Raw genomic sequence first — 14,159 nt, 5'->3', positions numbered from 1 at the left:
ATCGCACATTCATCGAAGTGTCACAAAAGATCGGTAGCGTTTCTCGATATTTCAGAGAGATCCTCATGCTCGCCCCGGTCCTCACGCCTCTGCCAACCTTCCCTGCCCTGCTGTTCGGCCTCAGCGGCTGCCTGGTGGACTTCGGCGCGCAGGCCGCAAACTCGCGCACACCCGGCGATGAGCACACGCAGTTCACACCGGGTGCAAAGGCTGTTCTGCAGACCCTGCGCGACCAGAGCATGCCTTGCGCCTGGCTCGATGAACTGCCTGAAAGCGTGAGCGCCGCACTGTCTTTGCCGGTAAGTGACTGGATGATTCCCGCCCCCCGCCCGACCGCAGGCTGGCCCGCACCGGATGCCTGCTGGCTGGCATTGATGGCCCTGAAAGTCAGCCATCTGGATGGCTGCGTACTGATCAGCGGCGACCCGCGCCTGTTGCAGTCCGGGCTGAACGCCGGGCTGTGGACCATTGGCCTGGCCTCCTGCGGACCACTGTGCGGACTCTCGCCCTCGCAATGGCAAGCGCTCAGCAATGCAGAACGTGAACAGCGACGCGCGCAGGCCACGCTCAAACTCTATTCGCTGGGGGTGCATTCGGTGATCGACCATCTGGGCGAGCTGGAATCCTGCCTGGCCGACATCGCCCTGCGACGCAGCAAGGGCGAAAAACCCTGATACATATGCAGCAGGGCGCAGACTGGATTAGTCTTGATTGAACAGGGACCTTTAGCTCTCCGGCGAAGTCCATGAGACAGACTTATCAATCAAGGAGCACGTCATGCCCGCCCGCGAACTGCAAGAACAACTCAATACCCTGCGCGAGCACCTGGAGACTAACCCGCCGATGTCAGAGTCCGAGCGGGAAAACCTGCACGAGCTCATGCAACAAATTGAAACTAAAATTCGGCTGGAACAGGCTACCCACGAGCAGAACAGCAGCCTGGCTGATGGCGTGAATCTGGCCGTCGAGCGTTTCGAGCTGGAGCATCCGACCATCGCTGGAACCTTGCGCAACATCGTGCAGACGCTGGGTAACATCGGAGTCTGATCGGGGAATGCCGCTCTGCTGGCTCTGCGTTGGGCCGCTGATGCGCGGTGCGACGCAGAACATTGTCACCACTGAGACCTATCGTTACTCACGCTTCGCGTGGGAATGCCGTTCCGGACGCTTTGCGTCCACTCCCCAGGCCTCAGACACTACTACTGACGCGCCAGCCTGCGGTTGTCCACATCAAGCGTTTCAGTGCTGCGGTACGGGTTGATGTCCAGACCACCGCGGCGCACGTAGCGCGCATACACGGTGAGCTTCTCCGGCTTGAGCAAGCGCTGCAGGTCGAGGAAGATTCTTTCCACACACTGCTCATGAAAATCCGAGTGCTGGCGAAAGCTGACGATATACGCCAGCAGGCTGGCATGATCCAGCGCTGCGCCGCGATATTCGACCACTACGCTGCCCCAGTCAGGCTGGCTGGTGACCGGACAGTTGGATTTGAGCAGATGACTGTGAACGCTCTCTTCCACCACCCGCGAGTCATCACAACGCAGCAACTCGGGCTGCGGCCGGTCATAGCTGCTGACCGAAATGTCCAGGTCGTCGATGCACACGCCCGGCAACGCCGCGACACCTTCTTCTTCGATTTCCGCCAGGCTGCGAATACGCACGCCGACCGGCTTGCCCGCCGCAGCCGACAAATCCTGCTCGAGAGTGGTCTGCAGCTGTTCGACGTTCGCGAAAGCCGTCTGATTCAACGAATTGAGGTACAGCTTGAAGGACTTCGATTCGATGATGTTGGGCGATTCGGCCGGAATACTGAATTCGCCGATGGCCACAACCGGCTTGCCGGAAGGCAGCAGCCATGACAGCTCGTAGCAGTTCCAGAAATCGACACCCTGATAAGGCAGCGTCTGCGCGGTAAGCCCAAGCTCGGCCCATTTTGCGGCGCGAGGGATCGGGAACAACAGAGACGGCGTGTAGGTGGCGATGTACTCACTGGACTTGCCCAGCGGTGAGTGTTCGGCTGCGGGATGCATGGCAATACCTGGATCATGAATTAACGCGGCGAGTTTATAGCGTTTGCGTGGGGCTTTCAGCGAAAATCCGCGCTGCCCCATCACCCTCGCGGGCCGCCCTGCGGCCTCGACGAAGGTGACTCAGGCTCTGTCACTCGTAACGCAGTGCGTGCGCCGGCTGGATCTGCGCGGCGCGCCATGCGGGGTAGATGGTCGCCAAAAAGCTCAGGATAAACCCGGCACTGCAGATCAGCAGCACGTCACCGGCCTGCAGTTCTGAAGGTAGGTTGCTGATGAAATACACATCGGAACTGAAGATGTGCTGGCCGCTGACCCGCTCTAGCCAGCCCACCAGGCTGCTGACGTTCAGCGCGGCAATAATCCCCAGGATGCCGCCGATCAACGTACCAACGATGCCGATGACAGTGCCCTGGACCACGAAGATCGCCATGATCTGCCGCGGCGTGGCGCCGATGGTACGCAGGATGGCGATGTCTGCACCCTTGTCGTTAACCACCATGATCAGCGTCGCAATGATGTTGAACGCGGCCACGGCGACGATCATCAGCAGCAACAGACCGATCATGGTCTTTTCCATTTTCATGGCACTGAACAGGCTGCCCTGTGTGTGGGTCCAGTCATCCGCGCGATAGCCTTCACCCAGACCGGCGGCAATGGCAGTGGACACCTGGGGCGCCTTGTACAGATCCTTGAGCGCCAGTCGCACGCCCTGAACCTGATTGGGCTGCCAGCGTTGCATCTGCGCCGCATCGGCGATATTGATCAGGCCCATCGAACCATCCAGTTCGGCACCGACCTTGAAAATACCCACGACGGTCAGGCGTTGCATGCGCGGCGTGATGCCGCCAGGGGCGCTGCTGACTTCCGGGACGATCAGGGTCAGCTTGTCGCCGATGCTCAAGCGAAAGCGGCGCGCGGTGATATCGCCCAGCACCACGCCGAATTCACCCGGCTTGAGGTCTTCGAGACTTCCGCGGGTGATGTGCTGCGTGACGATCGACACTTCATGTTCCAGCGCCGGGTCTACGCCGCTGATCTGGATCGGCTGCATCGAGCCCTTGTAGGACAGCATGCCCTCCATGTCGGTGAACGGCACCGCAGCGGTGACTTCAGGGTTTTTCAGCGCAGCGTCGGCCAGCGGTTTCCAGTCATCGACCGGAGTGTCACCGGCGATCACCGCGTGCGGCACCATGCCGAGAATCCGCGAGCTCATTTCCCGCTGAAAACCGTTCATGACCGACAGCACCACGATCATCGCCAGGACACCGAGTGCCAGACCGATCATCGAGGTCATCGAAATGAACGAGATGAAGCTTTTGCGGCGTTTGGCGCGGGTATAGCGCATGCCGATGAAGATGGGTAACGGTCTGAACATTCGCGAAGCACCGTGGGAAAATACACCGTATAAAAACTGGAACCCGGCGCGATGAATTGCGCCGGGCCGGGTCGATCAGGCCTCGACGAGGCGGCCGTCTTCCAGACGCAGGACGCGGTCCATTTGCCGGGCCAGGTTCATGTCGTGGGTCACGATCAGAAACGCCGTGCGCGACGACGTGCTCAGTTCACGCATCAGGTCCTGAATGCCCTGCGCCGTGTGGTGATCGAGGTTACCGGTCGGCTCGTCAAGCATCACCAGACCCGGCTGATTGATCAGGGCACGGGCAATTGCCACACGCTGACGCTCGCCACCGGACAGCTCCGAAGGTTTGTGCGCCAGACGATGACCGAGGCCGACACGTTCCAGCAATGCAGTGGAGCGCTTGCGGGCTTCGGGGATCGGCGTACGGCCGATCAACAATGGCATGCAGACGTTTTCAAGCGCGGTGAATTCGGGCAGCAGATGGTGGAACTGGTAGACGAAACCCAGCGCCCGATTGCGCAGCAGCCCGCGAGCCTTTTCGCCCAGCGCCGACAACTCTTCGCCGGCCAGCCAGACACTGCCCTCGGACGGCGTGTCCAGCCCGCCCAGCAGGTTGAGCAAGGTACTTTTGCCCGACCCCGAACTGCCGACGATCGCAACACGCTCGCCAGGGTGCAACTCCAGCTGCAGGCCGGACAACACCACCACGGACTCCGGGCCTTCCTCGTAGGATTTACCCAGGTTGCGGCAACTCAATACTGCTTTATCAGACATGCCCGACTCACTCATAACGTAACGCCTCCGCCGGCTGGGTGCGCGCAGCACGCCAGGCGGGATACAGGGTGGCGAGGAAACTCAGGACCAACGCTGCACCACAGACCTGGAACACGTCCTGGGCCATCAGTTGCGAAGGCAGGTAATCAATGAAGTAGACGTCGGCGTTGAGAAACTTGTGGCCGATCAGCCCTTCGAGTGCAGCAATGGCTGCGCTGACATTGAGCGCCGCCAGAATACCCAAGGCCGCACCGATCAGCGTGCCAACCACGCCGATCACCGTGCCCTGGACCATGAATATCGCCATGATCTGTCGCGGCGTAGCGCCCAGGGTACGCAGAATCGCGATGTCGCCCTTCTTGTCATTGACGACCATCACCAGCGTGGAAATGATGTTGAAGGCCGCCACCGCCACGATCAGCAGCAGCAACAGACCGATCATGGCTTTTTCCATGCGGATGGCCTGATACAGGTTGCCGTGGGTGCGCGTCCAGTCACGCGAGTAGAAATTGTTTTCGCCCAGCTTCTGCGCGATTTCCCACGAGGTACGTGGCGCCGCGAACAGGTCGTCGAACTTGAGACGCAGGCCCTGCACCTGATTGGGCTTCCAGCGGTGCAGACGGCCGAGGTCATCGAGGTTGGTCAGCCCCAGAAAACCGTCGATTTCGCCAGCGCCGACGTGAAAGATGCCGGTCACCTCGAAACGCTTCATGCGCGGGAACATCCCGGCCGGCGTCACCGTCACTTCAGGTGCAACGAAGGTCAGTTTGTCACCGATGCCGACGCCCAGCTTGGCTGCGGCCTTGTCGCCGATCATGATGCCGAAGCTGCCGGGCGACAGGCTGTCGAGCTGGCCCTGCTTGATGAAGTGGTCAATGATCGAGACCTTGCGCTCTTCAACCGGGTCGATACCGTTGAGCAGCACTTTCTGCACCTTGCCGTCGTGGGTCAGCAAACCCTGCATCTGGGTGAACGGCGCAACGGCCAGCACCTGCGGGTTTTCCTGAACTTTCGCGGCCAGGCCGCGCCAGTCGGTGATCGGATCAGCCGATTCAATGGTCGCGTGCGGCACCATGCCGAGCACGCGGGTACGCATTTCGTGATCGAAACCGTTCATCACCGATAACACGACTATCATGACCACAACGCCCAGGGCGAGGCCGATCATGGAGGTCAGGGAGATGAAGGAAACAAAATGATTGCGTCGCTTCGCACGGGTGTAGCGCGTGCCGATAAATACAAAAAGAGGTCTGAACATGTAGGAATTTGTTCGCAGGAATGAGGACGTCCGTGTGGCGGGCCTTGACGTGCAGCTTTACACTCGAAACTCTCTGACCACCGCCGCTAGCTTGGGTTCGCCATGTCGACATTAGATGAAGCAGGACGCCGCGAATACTACCGTATCGACGACAGCGTCGCACTGGAAATTAACCCCCTGTCTGCCGCCGACCAGGCAAGCCAGGATGCCATGCAGGACACCTCGACGCTGTTCGACCTGCTCAGCGAGCTGCACGTGAGCGAGTTCGAGTCGCAGCATTTGATGCGCCAGCTCGACGAGCGCGACCGGGTGCTGAACAGTTTTCTCAAGTCGCTGAGCAAGCGCATCGACCTGCTGGGCGAAGTGGTTGCCCACACCGCACTGGGCAAGCTGGGCGCTCCCCAGCCGGTCAAACTGTCCGAAGGCGGGATTCAGTTCAATTCTCAACAGGCTTTTGCAGTCGGCGAACAACTGTCGATCAAAATGGTGCTGATGCCTCAGGCCGCGGGTCTGATGCTGCGCGCCAGGGTTTGCCAATGCGACACGCTGGCAGACGGCAATTTCGATATCAGTACCGAGTTCGTCAATCTCCCGGACGCCCAGCGCCAGTTACTCGCCCGCCACGTGTTGCAGCGTCAGGCTCAGCAGCGGCGTCAGGCGCTGGAACAGGGCCAGCCATCCGGAAATTGAACACCCTGCCTCTTTATCACTACCAGTAGTAGCCAGGAGTAAACGTGACCCTTATCTACGGCCACCGCGGCGCCAAGGGCGAAGCACCGGAAAACACCCTGACCAGCTTTCAGGAATGCCTCAAGCACGGCGTGCGCCGCTGTGAACTGGACCTGCATCTTTCAAAGGATGGAGAGTTGATGGTCATTCATGACCCGACCCTCAAGCGCACCACCGACCGACGCGGCAAGGTCAACGAACACCTGGCAGACGACCTGGTGACGTATGACGCGCGCAAGGGTGGCCCTGGCTGGGTCTCGCCGTGCCCGATTCCACGCCTGGAAGAGCTCTTCGAACAATGCGATTTCGAGCACTGGCAGCTGGAAGTCAAAAGCGCTTCACGCACTCGCGCCGCCAACACCGTGCTGGCGATTCGTGAAATGACTCAGCGCCATGGCTTGCTGGACAAGGTGACGATCACCTCCAGCTCTCGCGAAGTGCTGCGCGCCGCCCTCGACCTGACGCCGGACATCGCGCGCGGGCTGGTGGCCGAATACGCCTGGCTCGACCCGCTGAAGGTCGCCCAGAGTTACGGCTGTGAAATTCTGGCATTGAACTGGACACTGTGTACCCCAGAGCGGCTGCAGAAAGCACAGCGTCAGGGCCTGCATGTGTCGGTGTGGACAGTCAACGAACCTGCACTGATGCGCAGGCTCGCTGATTTCGGCGTCGACAGCCTGATTACAGACTTTCCCGGTTTGGCCACCGCCACGCTCGGGAATCACTGAAATCGGTCTCCCCGGCCGGCTCAGGCCACCGGCCGGAGTCGCTTAAAAAAGCCGGTTGAGGCCATCGTATGCGGCTACCCGATAGGCTTCGGCCATGGTCGGGTAGTTGAACGTGGTGTTGACGAAGTACTTCATGGTGTTCGCTTCACCCGGCTGGCTCATGATTGCCTGACCGATGTGCACGATCTCGGACGCCTGGTCACCGAAGCAATGCACGCCCAGCACCTCTAGCGTCTCGCGGTGGAACAGGATTTTCAGCATCCCGACCCGCTCCCCGGAAATCTGCGCACGCGCCATGCCCTTGAAGAACGCCTTGCCCACTTCGTAAGGCACCTTGGCCTGCGTCAGTTCGTGTTCGTTCTTGCCGATCGAGCTGATCTCGGGAATGGTGTAGATCCCGGTCGGCACATCGTTGACATAACGCCAGCTGCCATTGTCGACCATGCTGCCCGCTGCCGAACGACCCTGGTCGTAAGCAGCACTGGCCAGGCTTGGCCAACCAATCACGTCGCCGGCGCCGTAGACGTTGGAGACGCTGGTGCGGTAGGTCTCGTCCACTTCGATCTGACCACGACCGTTGGCCTTCAGGCCAATGTTCTCAAGACCCAGCTTGTCGGTGTTGCCGGTACGGCCGTTGCACCACAGCAAGGCATCGGCCTTGATCTTCTTGCCGGACTTGAGGTGCAGGATAACGCCGTTATCCAGACCTTCGACCTTTTCGTACTCTTCGTTGTGGCGAACCATCACGTTGTTGTTGCTGAAGTGATAGCTCAGTGCCTGGGAAATTTCCGAATCCAGGAAGCTCAGCAACTGATCACGGTTATCCACCAGCTCGACCAGCACGCCAAGGCCGCTGAAGATCGAGGCGTATTCGCAGCCGATCACACCGGCACCATAAATGATCAGCTTGCGCGGGGTATGGCCCAGGCTGAGGATGGTGTCGCTATCGTAGATACGCTTGTGACTGAAATCGATATCGGCCGGCCGATAAGGGCGCGAACCGGTGGCGATGATGATCTGGTTGGCCACCAGCTTTTCCACCACACCGTTGGTGCAGACCACGTTGACGCTGGTCTCGTCGGCAAAACTGCCGGTGCCGAAGAACACGTCGACACGGTTGCGGGCGTAGTAACCGGTGCGCGAGGCCACTTGCTTGGAGATGACCAGTTCGGCGTTTTTCAACACATCCGGAAACGAAAACCAGCGCGGCTCGCCGATGGCACGAAACATGGGATTGGTGTTGAACTGAATGATCTGCTTGACCGAGTGACGCAGGGCCTTGGACGGAATGGTGCCCAAATGGGTGCAATTGCCGCCCACCTGCCGACGGCTGTCGACCATGGCGACCTTGCGCCCCGCCTTGGCGGCGTTCATTGCCGCGCCTTCTCCGGCAGGGCCGGAACCCAGTACCACTACGTCGTAGTTGTAGACAGCCATGCGTACTCCTTTAAACAGACCGAGGCGCCACTTTGGCATCTCTGGCTAAATCACGCGGCGCAGTCTAGCGCTGCACCGAGGCGGCGAACATTAACCCTTGGTCGCGTCGAAGGCCAATTTTTGTCTGCACCTGACGCCAGTGACCGGATAATCCGGCACGTTGACTTATCGCGGCTGCTCCACAACCAGACGATCAAACGACGCGTTGCTGCGGATGATAAAGCGCTTATCGGCACGAATCACAAAAAAAGCAGGGATTTTATGTTCTTGCGCATAATCCCAGCCGCGCTGCGGGCCGAGAATCAACAGCAGGGAGGACAGACCGTCGGCCATCAACGCCGAGGGATCAATGACCGTCACCGACGCCAGACTGTGGCTGATCGGTTTGCCGGTCAGGGCATCGATCGTATCGGAAATGCGCCATCCTTCATGGTCGGTGTAACGCCGAAAGTCGCCCGACGTAGACACGGCGTAGCCTTCGAGCGGAAATACTTTTTGCGTGACAGTGCCATCATCAAGCGGCGCGTCCAGGGTCACCCGCCAGGGCGAGCCGTCGGGTTTGAGCCCACTGACTTTCAGCTCACCTGTGGCCTGCACCAGATAATCGTGCAAGCCAAGCGCGTCCAGCCGTTCGCTGATGCGATCTACCGCATAACCCGCGGCGATGCTGTTGAGGTCGACTTGCACCGCGGCGCTCTTGCACAACCGGTCGCCGACGATGCGCAGGTTGCGATAACCGACTAGCGCCTGAGTCCGGGCCAGTTGCCGCACCAGCGGCATCTGCTCGAACAGCGTATGAGGCCCCAACCCCCACAGGTCCATCAACGGCTTGACCGTCAGGTCGAAGGCACCGTCGCTCTCCTGCGCCAGCTGTTCGCCCACGCCGATCATTTTCAAGACCGGTTCCGGCATCACCTGGCAGCTATTGGCGGGCAATGCATTGAAGCGCTCGATATCCGAATCCGTGCGCCAAAGCGACATCTGCTGATCGACCTCGTCCAGAATCGCTTCAACCTGCGGACGCACAGCCGCAGGCTCTGGCTGCCCGGAGGCGCGCGCATACACCACAGAATAATGGCTGCCCATGGTCGGCCCACCAAAGCTTTCCAGCTTGCGTTCCTGACCACAACCACTGCACACCAGCAACACGAGGCACCCTGCAACCTTGCCAAACCTACGCAAACCCATGCCCCGCACTATAAAAACCTTCAGAGTGACTTGCTGCCATTGGCGACCAAGACAGAAAAGCGTCCATACCTGCCCTGACACCCCATGAACCGCCCCGACACAAGGCCGACCGGCATATTAGTGGTCGACGGCCACTTATGCTCCCTGTGCGCCTTGCCTGTTCATCAATTTTCATCAAGTTTCATCAAGTTTCATAAAAATGACACGCAGCACGATTTCCATATTCTTGACCTGTCAAGCGTCAGTTAACTGATAGCAAATCGCCGAAACGGTTGTCTTTGAGCCCTGTTACACATACTGTTACAAGTGCGCATCGCCAGTTGCACACACGAAATGGCGATGCGAACGGGATAAAAACGACAACGGACTCCAAGCCGACGAGCCTGAGCGAGTAACTAAATGGCCTCCACAACAAGTAAGGGCAAAGCGATCTTTCGCGTTGTCAGCGGTAACTTCCTCGAGATGTTCGATTTCATGGTCTACGGCTTCTATGCCACGGCCATCGCAAAAACCTTCTTCCCTTCCGACAGCGCTTTCGCTTCGTTGATGCTGTCGCTGGCGACCTTCGGCGCGGGCTTCCTGATGCGTCCTCTGGGCGCAATCTTTCTCGGTGCCTACATCGACCGTCACGGGCGTCGCAAAGGGCTGATTATCACCCTCGCGATGATGGCAATGGGCACTCTGTTGATTGCCTGTGTACCCGGCTACGCCACATTGGGTGTCATCGCACCCTTGCTGGTGCTGCTCGGTCGTTTGCTGCAAGGTTTCTCGGCGGGTGTGGAACTGGGTGGCGTTTCGGTGTATCTGGCTGAAATCTCGACACCGGGCCGCAAAGGCTTCTTCGTCAGCTGGCAGTCCGCCAGCCAACAGGCCGCCGTGGTCTTCGCCGGCTTGCTGGGCGTGGGTCTGAACCACTGGCTGAGCCCTGAGCAGATGGGCGAATGGGGCTGGCGCGTGCCGTTCCTGATCGGCTGCCTCATCGTGCCGGCCATCTTCATCATCCGTCGCTCGCTGGAAGAGTCACCAGAGTTCGAAGCTCGCACGCATCGCCCGACGCTGCGTGAAGTGGTGCGCTCCATCAGCCAGAACTTCGGTCTGGTGCTGGGCGGCATGGCGCTGGTAGTGATGACCACCGTGTCGTTCTACCTGATCACCGCCTACACCCCGACCTTCGGCAAGAACGAATTGAACCTGACCGACCTGGAAAGTCTGCTGGTGACGGTCTGCGTGGGCGTGTCCAACTTCATCTGGCTGCCGATCATGGGGTCGTTCTCTGATCGCATCGGCCGCAAGCCGCTGTTGATTGCCGCGACCGTGCTGGCCATCGCCACTGCCTACCCCGCCCTGTCGTGGCTGGTTGCACACCCGAGCTTCGGCAATCTGCTGATGGTCGAGCTGTGGTTCTCGTTCCTGTACGGCTCCTACAACGGCGCGATGGTCGTGGCGCTGACCGAGATCATGCCGGTCGAAGTCCGCACCACGGGTTTCTCGCTGGCCTACAGCCTGGCGACCGCGACCTTCGGCGGCTTCACCCCGGCGGCCTGTACTTACCTGATTCACGAATTGGGCAACAAGGCAGCGCCAGGCATCTGGCTGACCGGCGCAGCAGTGCTGGGCCTGGTGGCCACGCTGGTGCTGTTCCGCAAGGGCGGGCAAAAGCTTGAAGCGCCTGTGGCGGCTTCAGCCAGCTGATCGCTGCATCGCAAAAGAAAACCCCGGCTCGAGCGTCTCTCGGCCGGGGTTTTGCGTTTTCAGACCTTGCGTTTCCAGGGACGAAAGCTGAGCCAGAGCAACACGCCAGGCAATTGCAGCGCAATCATGAGGCCCAACGACCACTGGTAGGCCTCGAGCGAGTGACCGGCGCCCTGGGACGCTGGCCATAGATTAAGTACGACTCCCATCAACCACTGGAGGAAAAACGCCAGCACGAACACCACCAGATTGAATGAAGAACTCACCCTGCCCGCCAGTTCCGGTGACACCGATTGCGCCACAATGGCGTAGTTCATGGTCGTCGAGGTGCCGAAGAAGCTGAAGCCCATGGCAATCAGATAGGGCGATACTGACAAGCCGCTCGCCATCAGCACCTGAAAACCGACAAAGATCAGCATGCCGGTGCCACAGATCATGATTGGCTGCACGCCGAACCTGCGCAGATAATCGGTGATCGCGCCGAACGTCAGGGATCCCGCCACCATCGCGATAGCTCCGAACAACAGCACATTGGCCATCCCGGAATCGCTCAAGCCCGCCATATCGCGTAGCCACGGCCCCATCCAAAGAGACAGTACCGACATGTAGATGGCGTGCGCGAACACCGAGTACAGCGCCAGACGCCAGAACGTCCACGACGAGTACAGTTTGCCGACCGCGGCAAACATATCGCTGTAACGAGTTTTTTTGCTCTCGTAGGCTTTGGGAACGCTGAGGTGTATGACCACCGCCACACACAAGGTCAGCAGCGCCAGAACCAGAAACGCCTCTCGCCAGGTCAACCAGCTCAGCAGCGCATGCAAAGGCGTGGTCGACGCCATCGCACCCAGCCCACCAATCGACAGCAGGCAGGCGGTACTCAGCGGCAAACGCTCGACCGGCAACCAGATGGCACACGCTTTGATCGCACTCATCAGCGAGCCCGCTACCCCCAGGCCAATCAGCCCTCGCCCGATCAACAACCCTGTCTCGGTGCTGGAAATACTGAAGATGACCGAGCCGGCGACCGCGAACAGCAGCATCGGCGCCTGAACGCTGCGCGGCCCATAGCGGTCCAGCATGACGCCGAGCGGAATCTGTGCGGCGGCGAAGGTCAGAAAGTACACACCAGTCAGCAAACCCAGACTGCTCGCGGGCAAACTCAGGTCGGTCTGCAGATCAACGTAAATCACTGCGTTGACGGTACGAAACAGGTAGGAAACGAAATGCCCCAGCCCGAAGGGGATGAAGATCGTCAGAAACAGCAGGAAGAAGCTGCTTTTGAGGGGGTGCTGCGAACCGTCCAGGGCCGAACTGCTCATCCTTGATACTCCATCGTCCAGAAAATCTGCGCGCCACAGATTCTCATGGTCAGCCACAAAACAAAACGGGCCGAAGCCTGCCTGCGCAGGATTCGGCCCGTTTATCTGCTGCCCCGGTCAGACCGGGCAGCTCAGCGTTCAACGTTTACTGCGGGAAGGCTGGCGGATTGACGTCTGCCATGTCTTCCATCACGCGAACCACCTGATGGCTGTAACCGAATTCGTTGTCGTACCAGACGTACAGCACAACGCGATTGTCGTTGACGATGGTGGCTTCGGCGTCCACGACACCGGCGTGACGCGAGCCGACGAAGTCAGTGGAGACCACTTCCTGCGAGTTCACGAAGTCGATCTGCTTGTGCAGGTCCGAGTGCAGCGCCATGTAGCGCAGGTACTCGTTCATTTCTTCGCGAGTGGTCTGCTTCTCGAGGTTGAGGTTGAGAATGGCCATGGACACGTTCGGCGTCGGAACGCGGATCGCGTTGCCGGTCAGCTTGCCGGCCAGCTCGGGCAATGCCTTGGCAGCAGCGGTGGCCGCACCGGTTTCGGTGATGACCATGTTCAACGCCGCGCTGCGACCACGACGGTCGCCCTTGTGGAAGTTGTCGATCAGGTTCTGGTCGTTGGTGTACGAGTGCACCGTTTCGACGTGACCGTTGGTGATGCCGAACTTGTCGTTGACTGCCTTGAGCACCGGCACGATGGCGTTGGTGGTGCAGGAGGCCGCCGAGACGATCTTGTCGTCCGCAGTGATTTCACCGTGGTTGATACCGTGCACGATGTTCTTCAGCTTACCCTTGCCCGGCGCGGTCAGTACCACGCGGTCGATGCCCGGGCAGGCCAGATGCTGACCCAGACCTTCGGCATCACGCCATACACCGGTGTTGTCCACCAGCAGGGCGTCCTTGATACCGTACTGGGTGTAATCCACCTCGGACGGGTTCTTGGCGTAGATCACCTGAATCAGGTTGCCGTTGGCGGTGAGCGTGCTGTTGGCTTCGTCGATGGTGATGGTGCCATCGAACGGACCGTGAACCGAGTCACGGCGCAGCAGGCTCGCGCGCTTGACCAGATCGTTTTCCGCGCCCTTGCGGACCACGATGGCGCGCAGACGCAGGCCATCGCCACCACCGGTCTTCTCGATCAGGATCCGCGCCAGCAGGCGACCGATACGACCGAAACCGTACAGCACGACGTCAGTGCCCTTGCGTGGGCTGGTGCCCTGCTGACCCACTACACTGGCCAGTTCTTCACGAACGAACTGCTCGGGCGTGCGGCCATTGCCTTCGGTCTTGAACTTCACGGCCAGCTTGCCCAGGTCCACCGAAGCGGCACCCAGTTTGAGTTCGCTCATCGCTTTGATCAGCGGGAACGTCTCGTGTACGGACAACTCAACCGCATCGGACTGACGATGACGCGCAAAGCGGTGAGCTTTGAGAATCGCGATGACTGAACGGTTGATCAGGCTACGGCCATAGATCGAGCTCACCACATTATTATTGCGGTAGAGCTGACCGATGAGCGGGATCATCGCTTCGGCGAGAGCTTCACGATCAATCCATTCACCAAGACACTGGTCGGGCTTCTGAGTCACGGGAACCTTCCACATGTAGGGGCTGAAAAAAGGGGCTACATTATGAC

The 14,159-nt window shown here is 59.7% G+C and carries 13 protein-coding genes; 5 read left to right on the top strand and 8 right to left on the bottom strand.

Features of this window, described 5'->3' with window-relative positions; translation table 11 throughout:
• The first annotated feature begins 65 nt into the window (after positions 1–65).
• On the top strand, positions 66–674 hold the full coding sequence (pcrP, locus tag V476_RS20665) for an HAD superfamily inactivated hydrolase PcrP (protein ID WP_024959230.1): 609 nt from the start codon (positions 66–68) through the stop codon (positions 672–674).
• Positions 675–777: 103 nt separating this feature from the next.
• The gene (locus V476_RS20660; RefSeq protein WP_024959229.1) at positions 778–1,047 is read left to right on the top strand and encodes a DUF4404 family protein; all 270 of its coding nucleotides are present in this window, start codon (positions 778–780) and stop codon (positions 1,045–1,047) included.
• 152 nt (positions 1,048–1,199) lie between these two features.
• Here the strand turns inward: V476_RS20660 and queF are convergent, their stop codons facing one another.
• The 4 genes from queF to V476_RS20640 form a co-directional block, all read right to left on the bottom strand.
• A complete protein-coding gene (queF, locus tag V476_RS20655) occupies positions 1,200–2,030 on the bottom strand; it encodes an NADPH-dependent 7-cyano-7-deazaguanine reductase QueF (protein WP_024959228.1) in 831 nt (276 codons plus the stop codon).
• A 130-nt stretch (positions 2,031–2,160) separates the two neighbouring features.
• A complete protein-coding gene (locus V476_RS20650; RefSeq protein WP_024959227.1) occupies positions 2,161–3,405 on the bottom strand; it encodes a lipoprotein-releasing ABC transporter permease subunit in 1,245 nt (414 codons plus the stop codon).
• Positions 3,406–3,480: 75 nt separating this feature from the next.
• On the bottom strand, positions 3,481–4,164 hold the full coding sequence (gene lolD, locus V476_RS20645) for a lipoprotein-releasing ABC transporter ATP-binding protein LolD (protein WP_016567727.1): 684 nt from the start codon (positions 4,162–4,164) through the stop codon (positions 3,481–3,483).
• Positions 4,165–4,171: 7 nt separating this feature from the next.
• Positions 4,172–5,422 (bottom strand): lipoprotein-releasing ABC transporter permease subunit, encoded by a 1,251-nt coding sequence (locus V476_RS20640; RefSeq protein ID WP_003415903.1) that lies wholly within the window; start codon positions 5,420–5,422, stop codon positions 4,172–4,174.
• Between the two features lie 102 nt (positions 5,423–5,524).
• Between V476_RS20640 and V476_RS20635 the strand changes: the two genes are divergently transcribed.
• Positions 5,525–6,112 (top strand): PilZ domain-containing protein, encoded by a 588-nt coding sequence (locus tag V476_RS20635; RefSeq protein ID WP_003315079.1) that lies wholly within the window; start codon positions 5,525–5,527, stop codon positions 6,110–6,112.
• Between the two features lie 44 nt (positions 6,113–6,156).
• Positions 6,157–6,879 (top strand): glycerophosphodiester phosphodiesterase, encoded by a 723-nt coding sequence (locus V476_RS20630; protein WP_024959226.1) that lies wholly within the window; start codon positions 6,157–6,159, stop codon positions 6,877–6,879.
• A gap of 42 nt (positions 6,880–6,921) precedes the next feature.
• Here V476_RS20630 and sthA read toward each other — a convergent pair whose 3' ends face one another.
• Positions 6,922–8,316: a Si-specific NAD(P)(+) transhydrogenase gene (gene sthA, locus V476_RS20625; RefSeq protein ID WP_003315081.1), complete on the bottom strand. Its 1,395-nt coding sequence runs from the start codon at positions 8,314–8,316 to the stop codon at positions 6,922–6,924.
• Positions 8,317–8,481: 165 nt separating this feature from the next.
• On the bottom strand, positions 8,482–9,504 hold the full coding sequence (locus V476_RS20620) for an FAD:protein FMN transferase (RefSeq protein ID WP_161780143.1): 1,023 nt from the start codon (positions 9,502–9,504) through the stop codon (positions 8,482–8,484).
• Between the two features lie 399 nt (positions 9,505–9,903).
• Between V476_RS20620 and tcuC the strand changes: the two genes are divergently transcribed.
• Positions 9,904–11,196, top strand: coding sequence for an MFS transporter (gene tcuC, locus V476_RS20615; RefSeq protein WP_003415899.1), 1,293 nt, complete (start codon positions 9,904–9,906; stop codon positions 11,194–11,196).
• 59 nt (positions 11,197–11,255) lie between these two features.
• On the opposite strand, the gene V476_RS20610 is transcribed toward tcuC, so the two are convergent.
• Together V476_RS20610 and V476_RS20605 are read right to left on the bottom strand one after the other, a co-directional pair.
• Positions 11,256–12,518, bottom strand: coding sequence for an MFS transporter (locus V476_RS20610; protein WP_024959225.1), 1,263 nt, complete (start codon positions 12,516–12,518; stop codon positions 11,256–11,258).
• 145 nt (positions 12,519–12,663) lie between these two features.
• Entirely contained in the window at positions 12,664–14,127 is a 1,464-nt protein-coding gene (locus tag V476_RS20605; protein ID WP_003315085.1) for a glyceraldehyde-3-phosphate dehydrogenase, read from the bottom strand.
• Positions 14,128–14,159: the final 32 nt, after the last annotated feature.

Source organism: Pseudomonas syringae KCTC 12500 (genome assembly GCF_000507185.2).
Taxonomy (GTDB): domain Bacteria; phylum Pseudomonadota; class Gammaproteobacteria; order Pseudomonadales; family Pseudomonadaceae; genus Aquipseudomonas; species Aquipseudomonas syringae.
The sequence above is the reverse complement of the archived record's forward strand: the minus strand, read 5'-3'. Positions and strand labels throughout refer to the sequence as shown.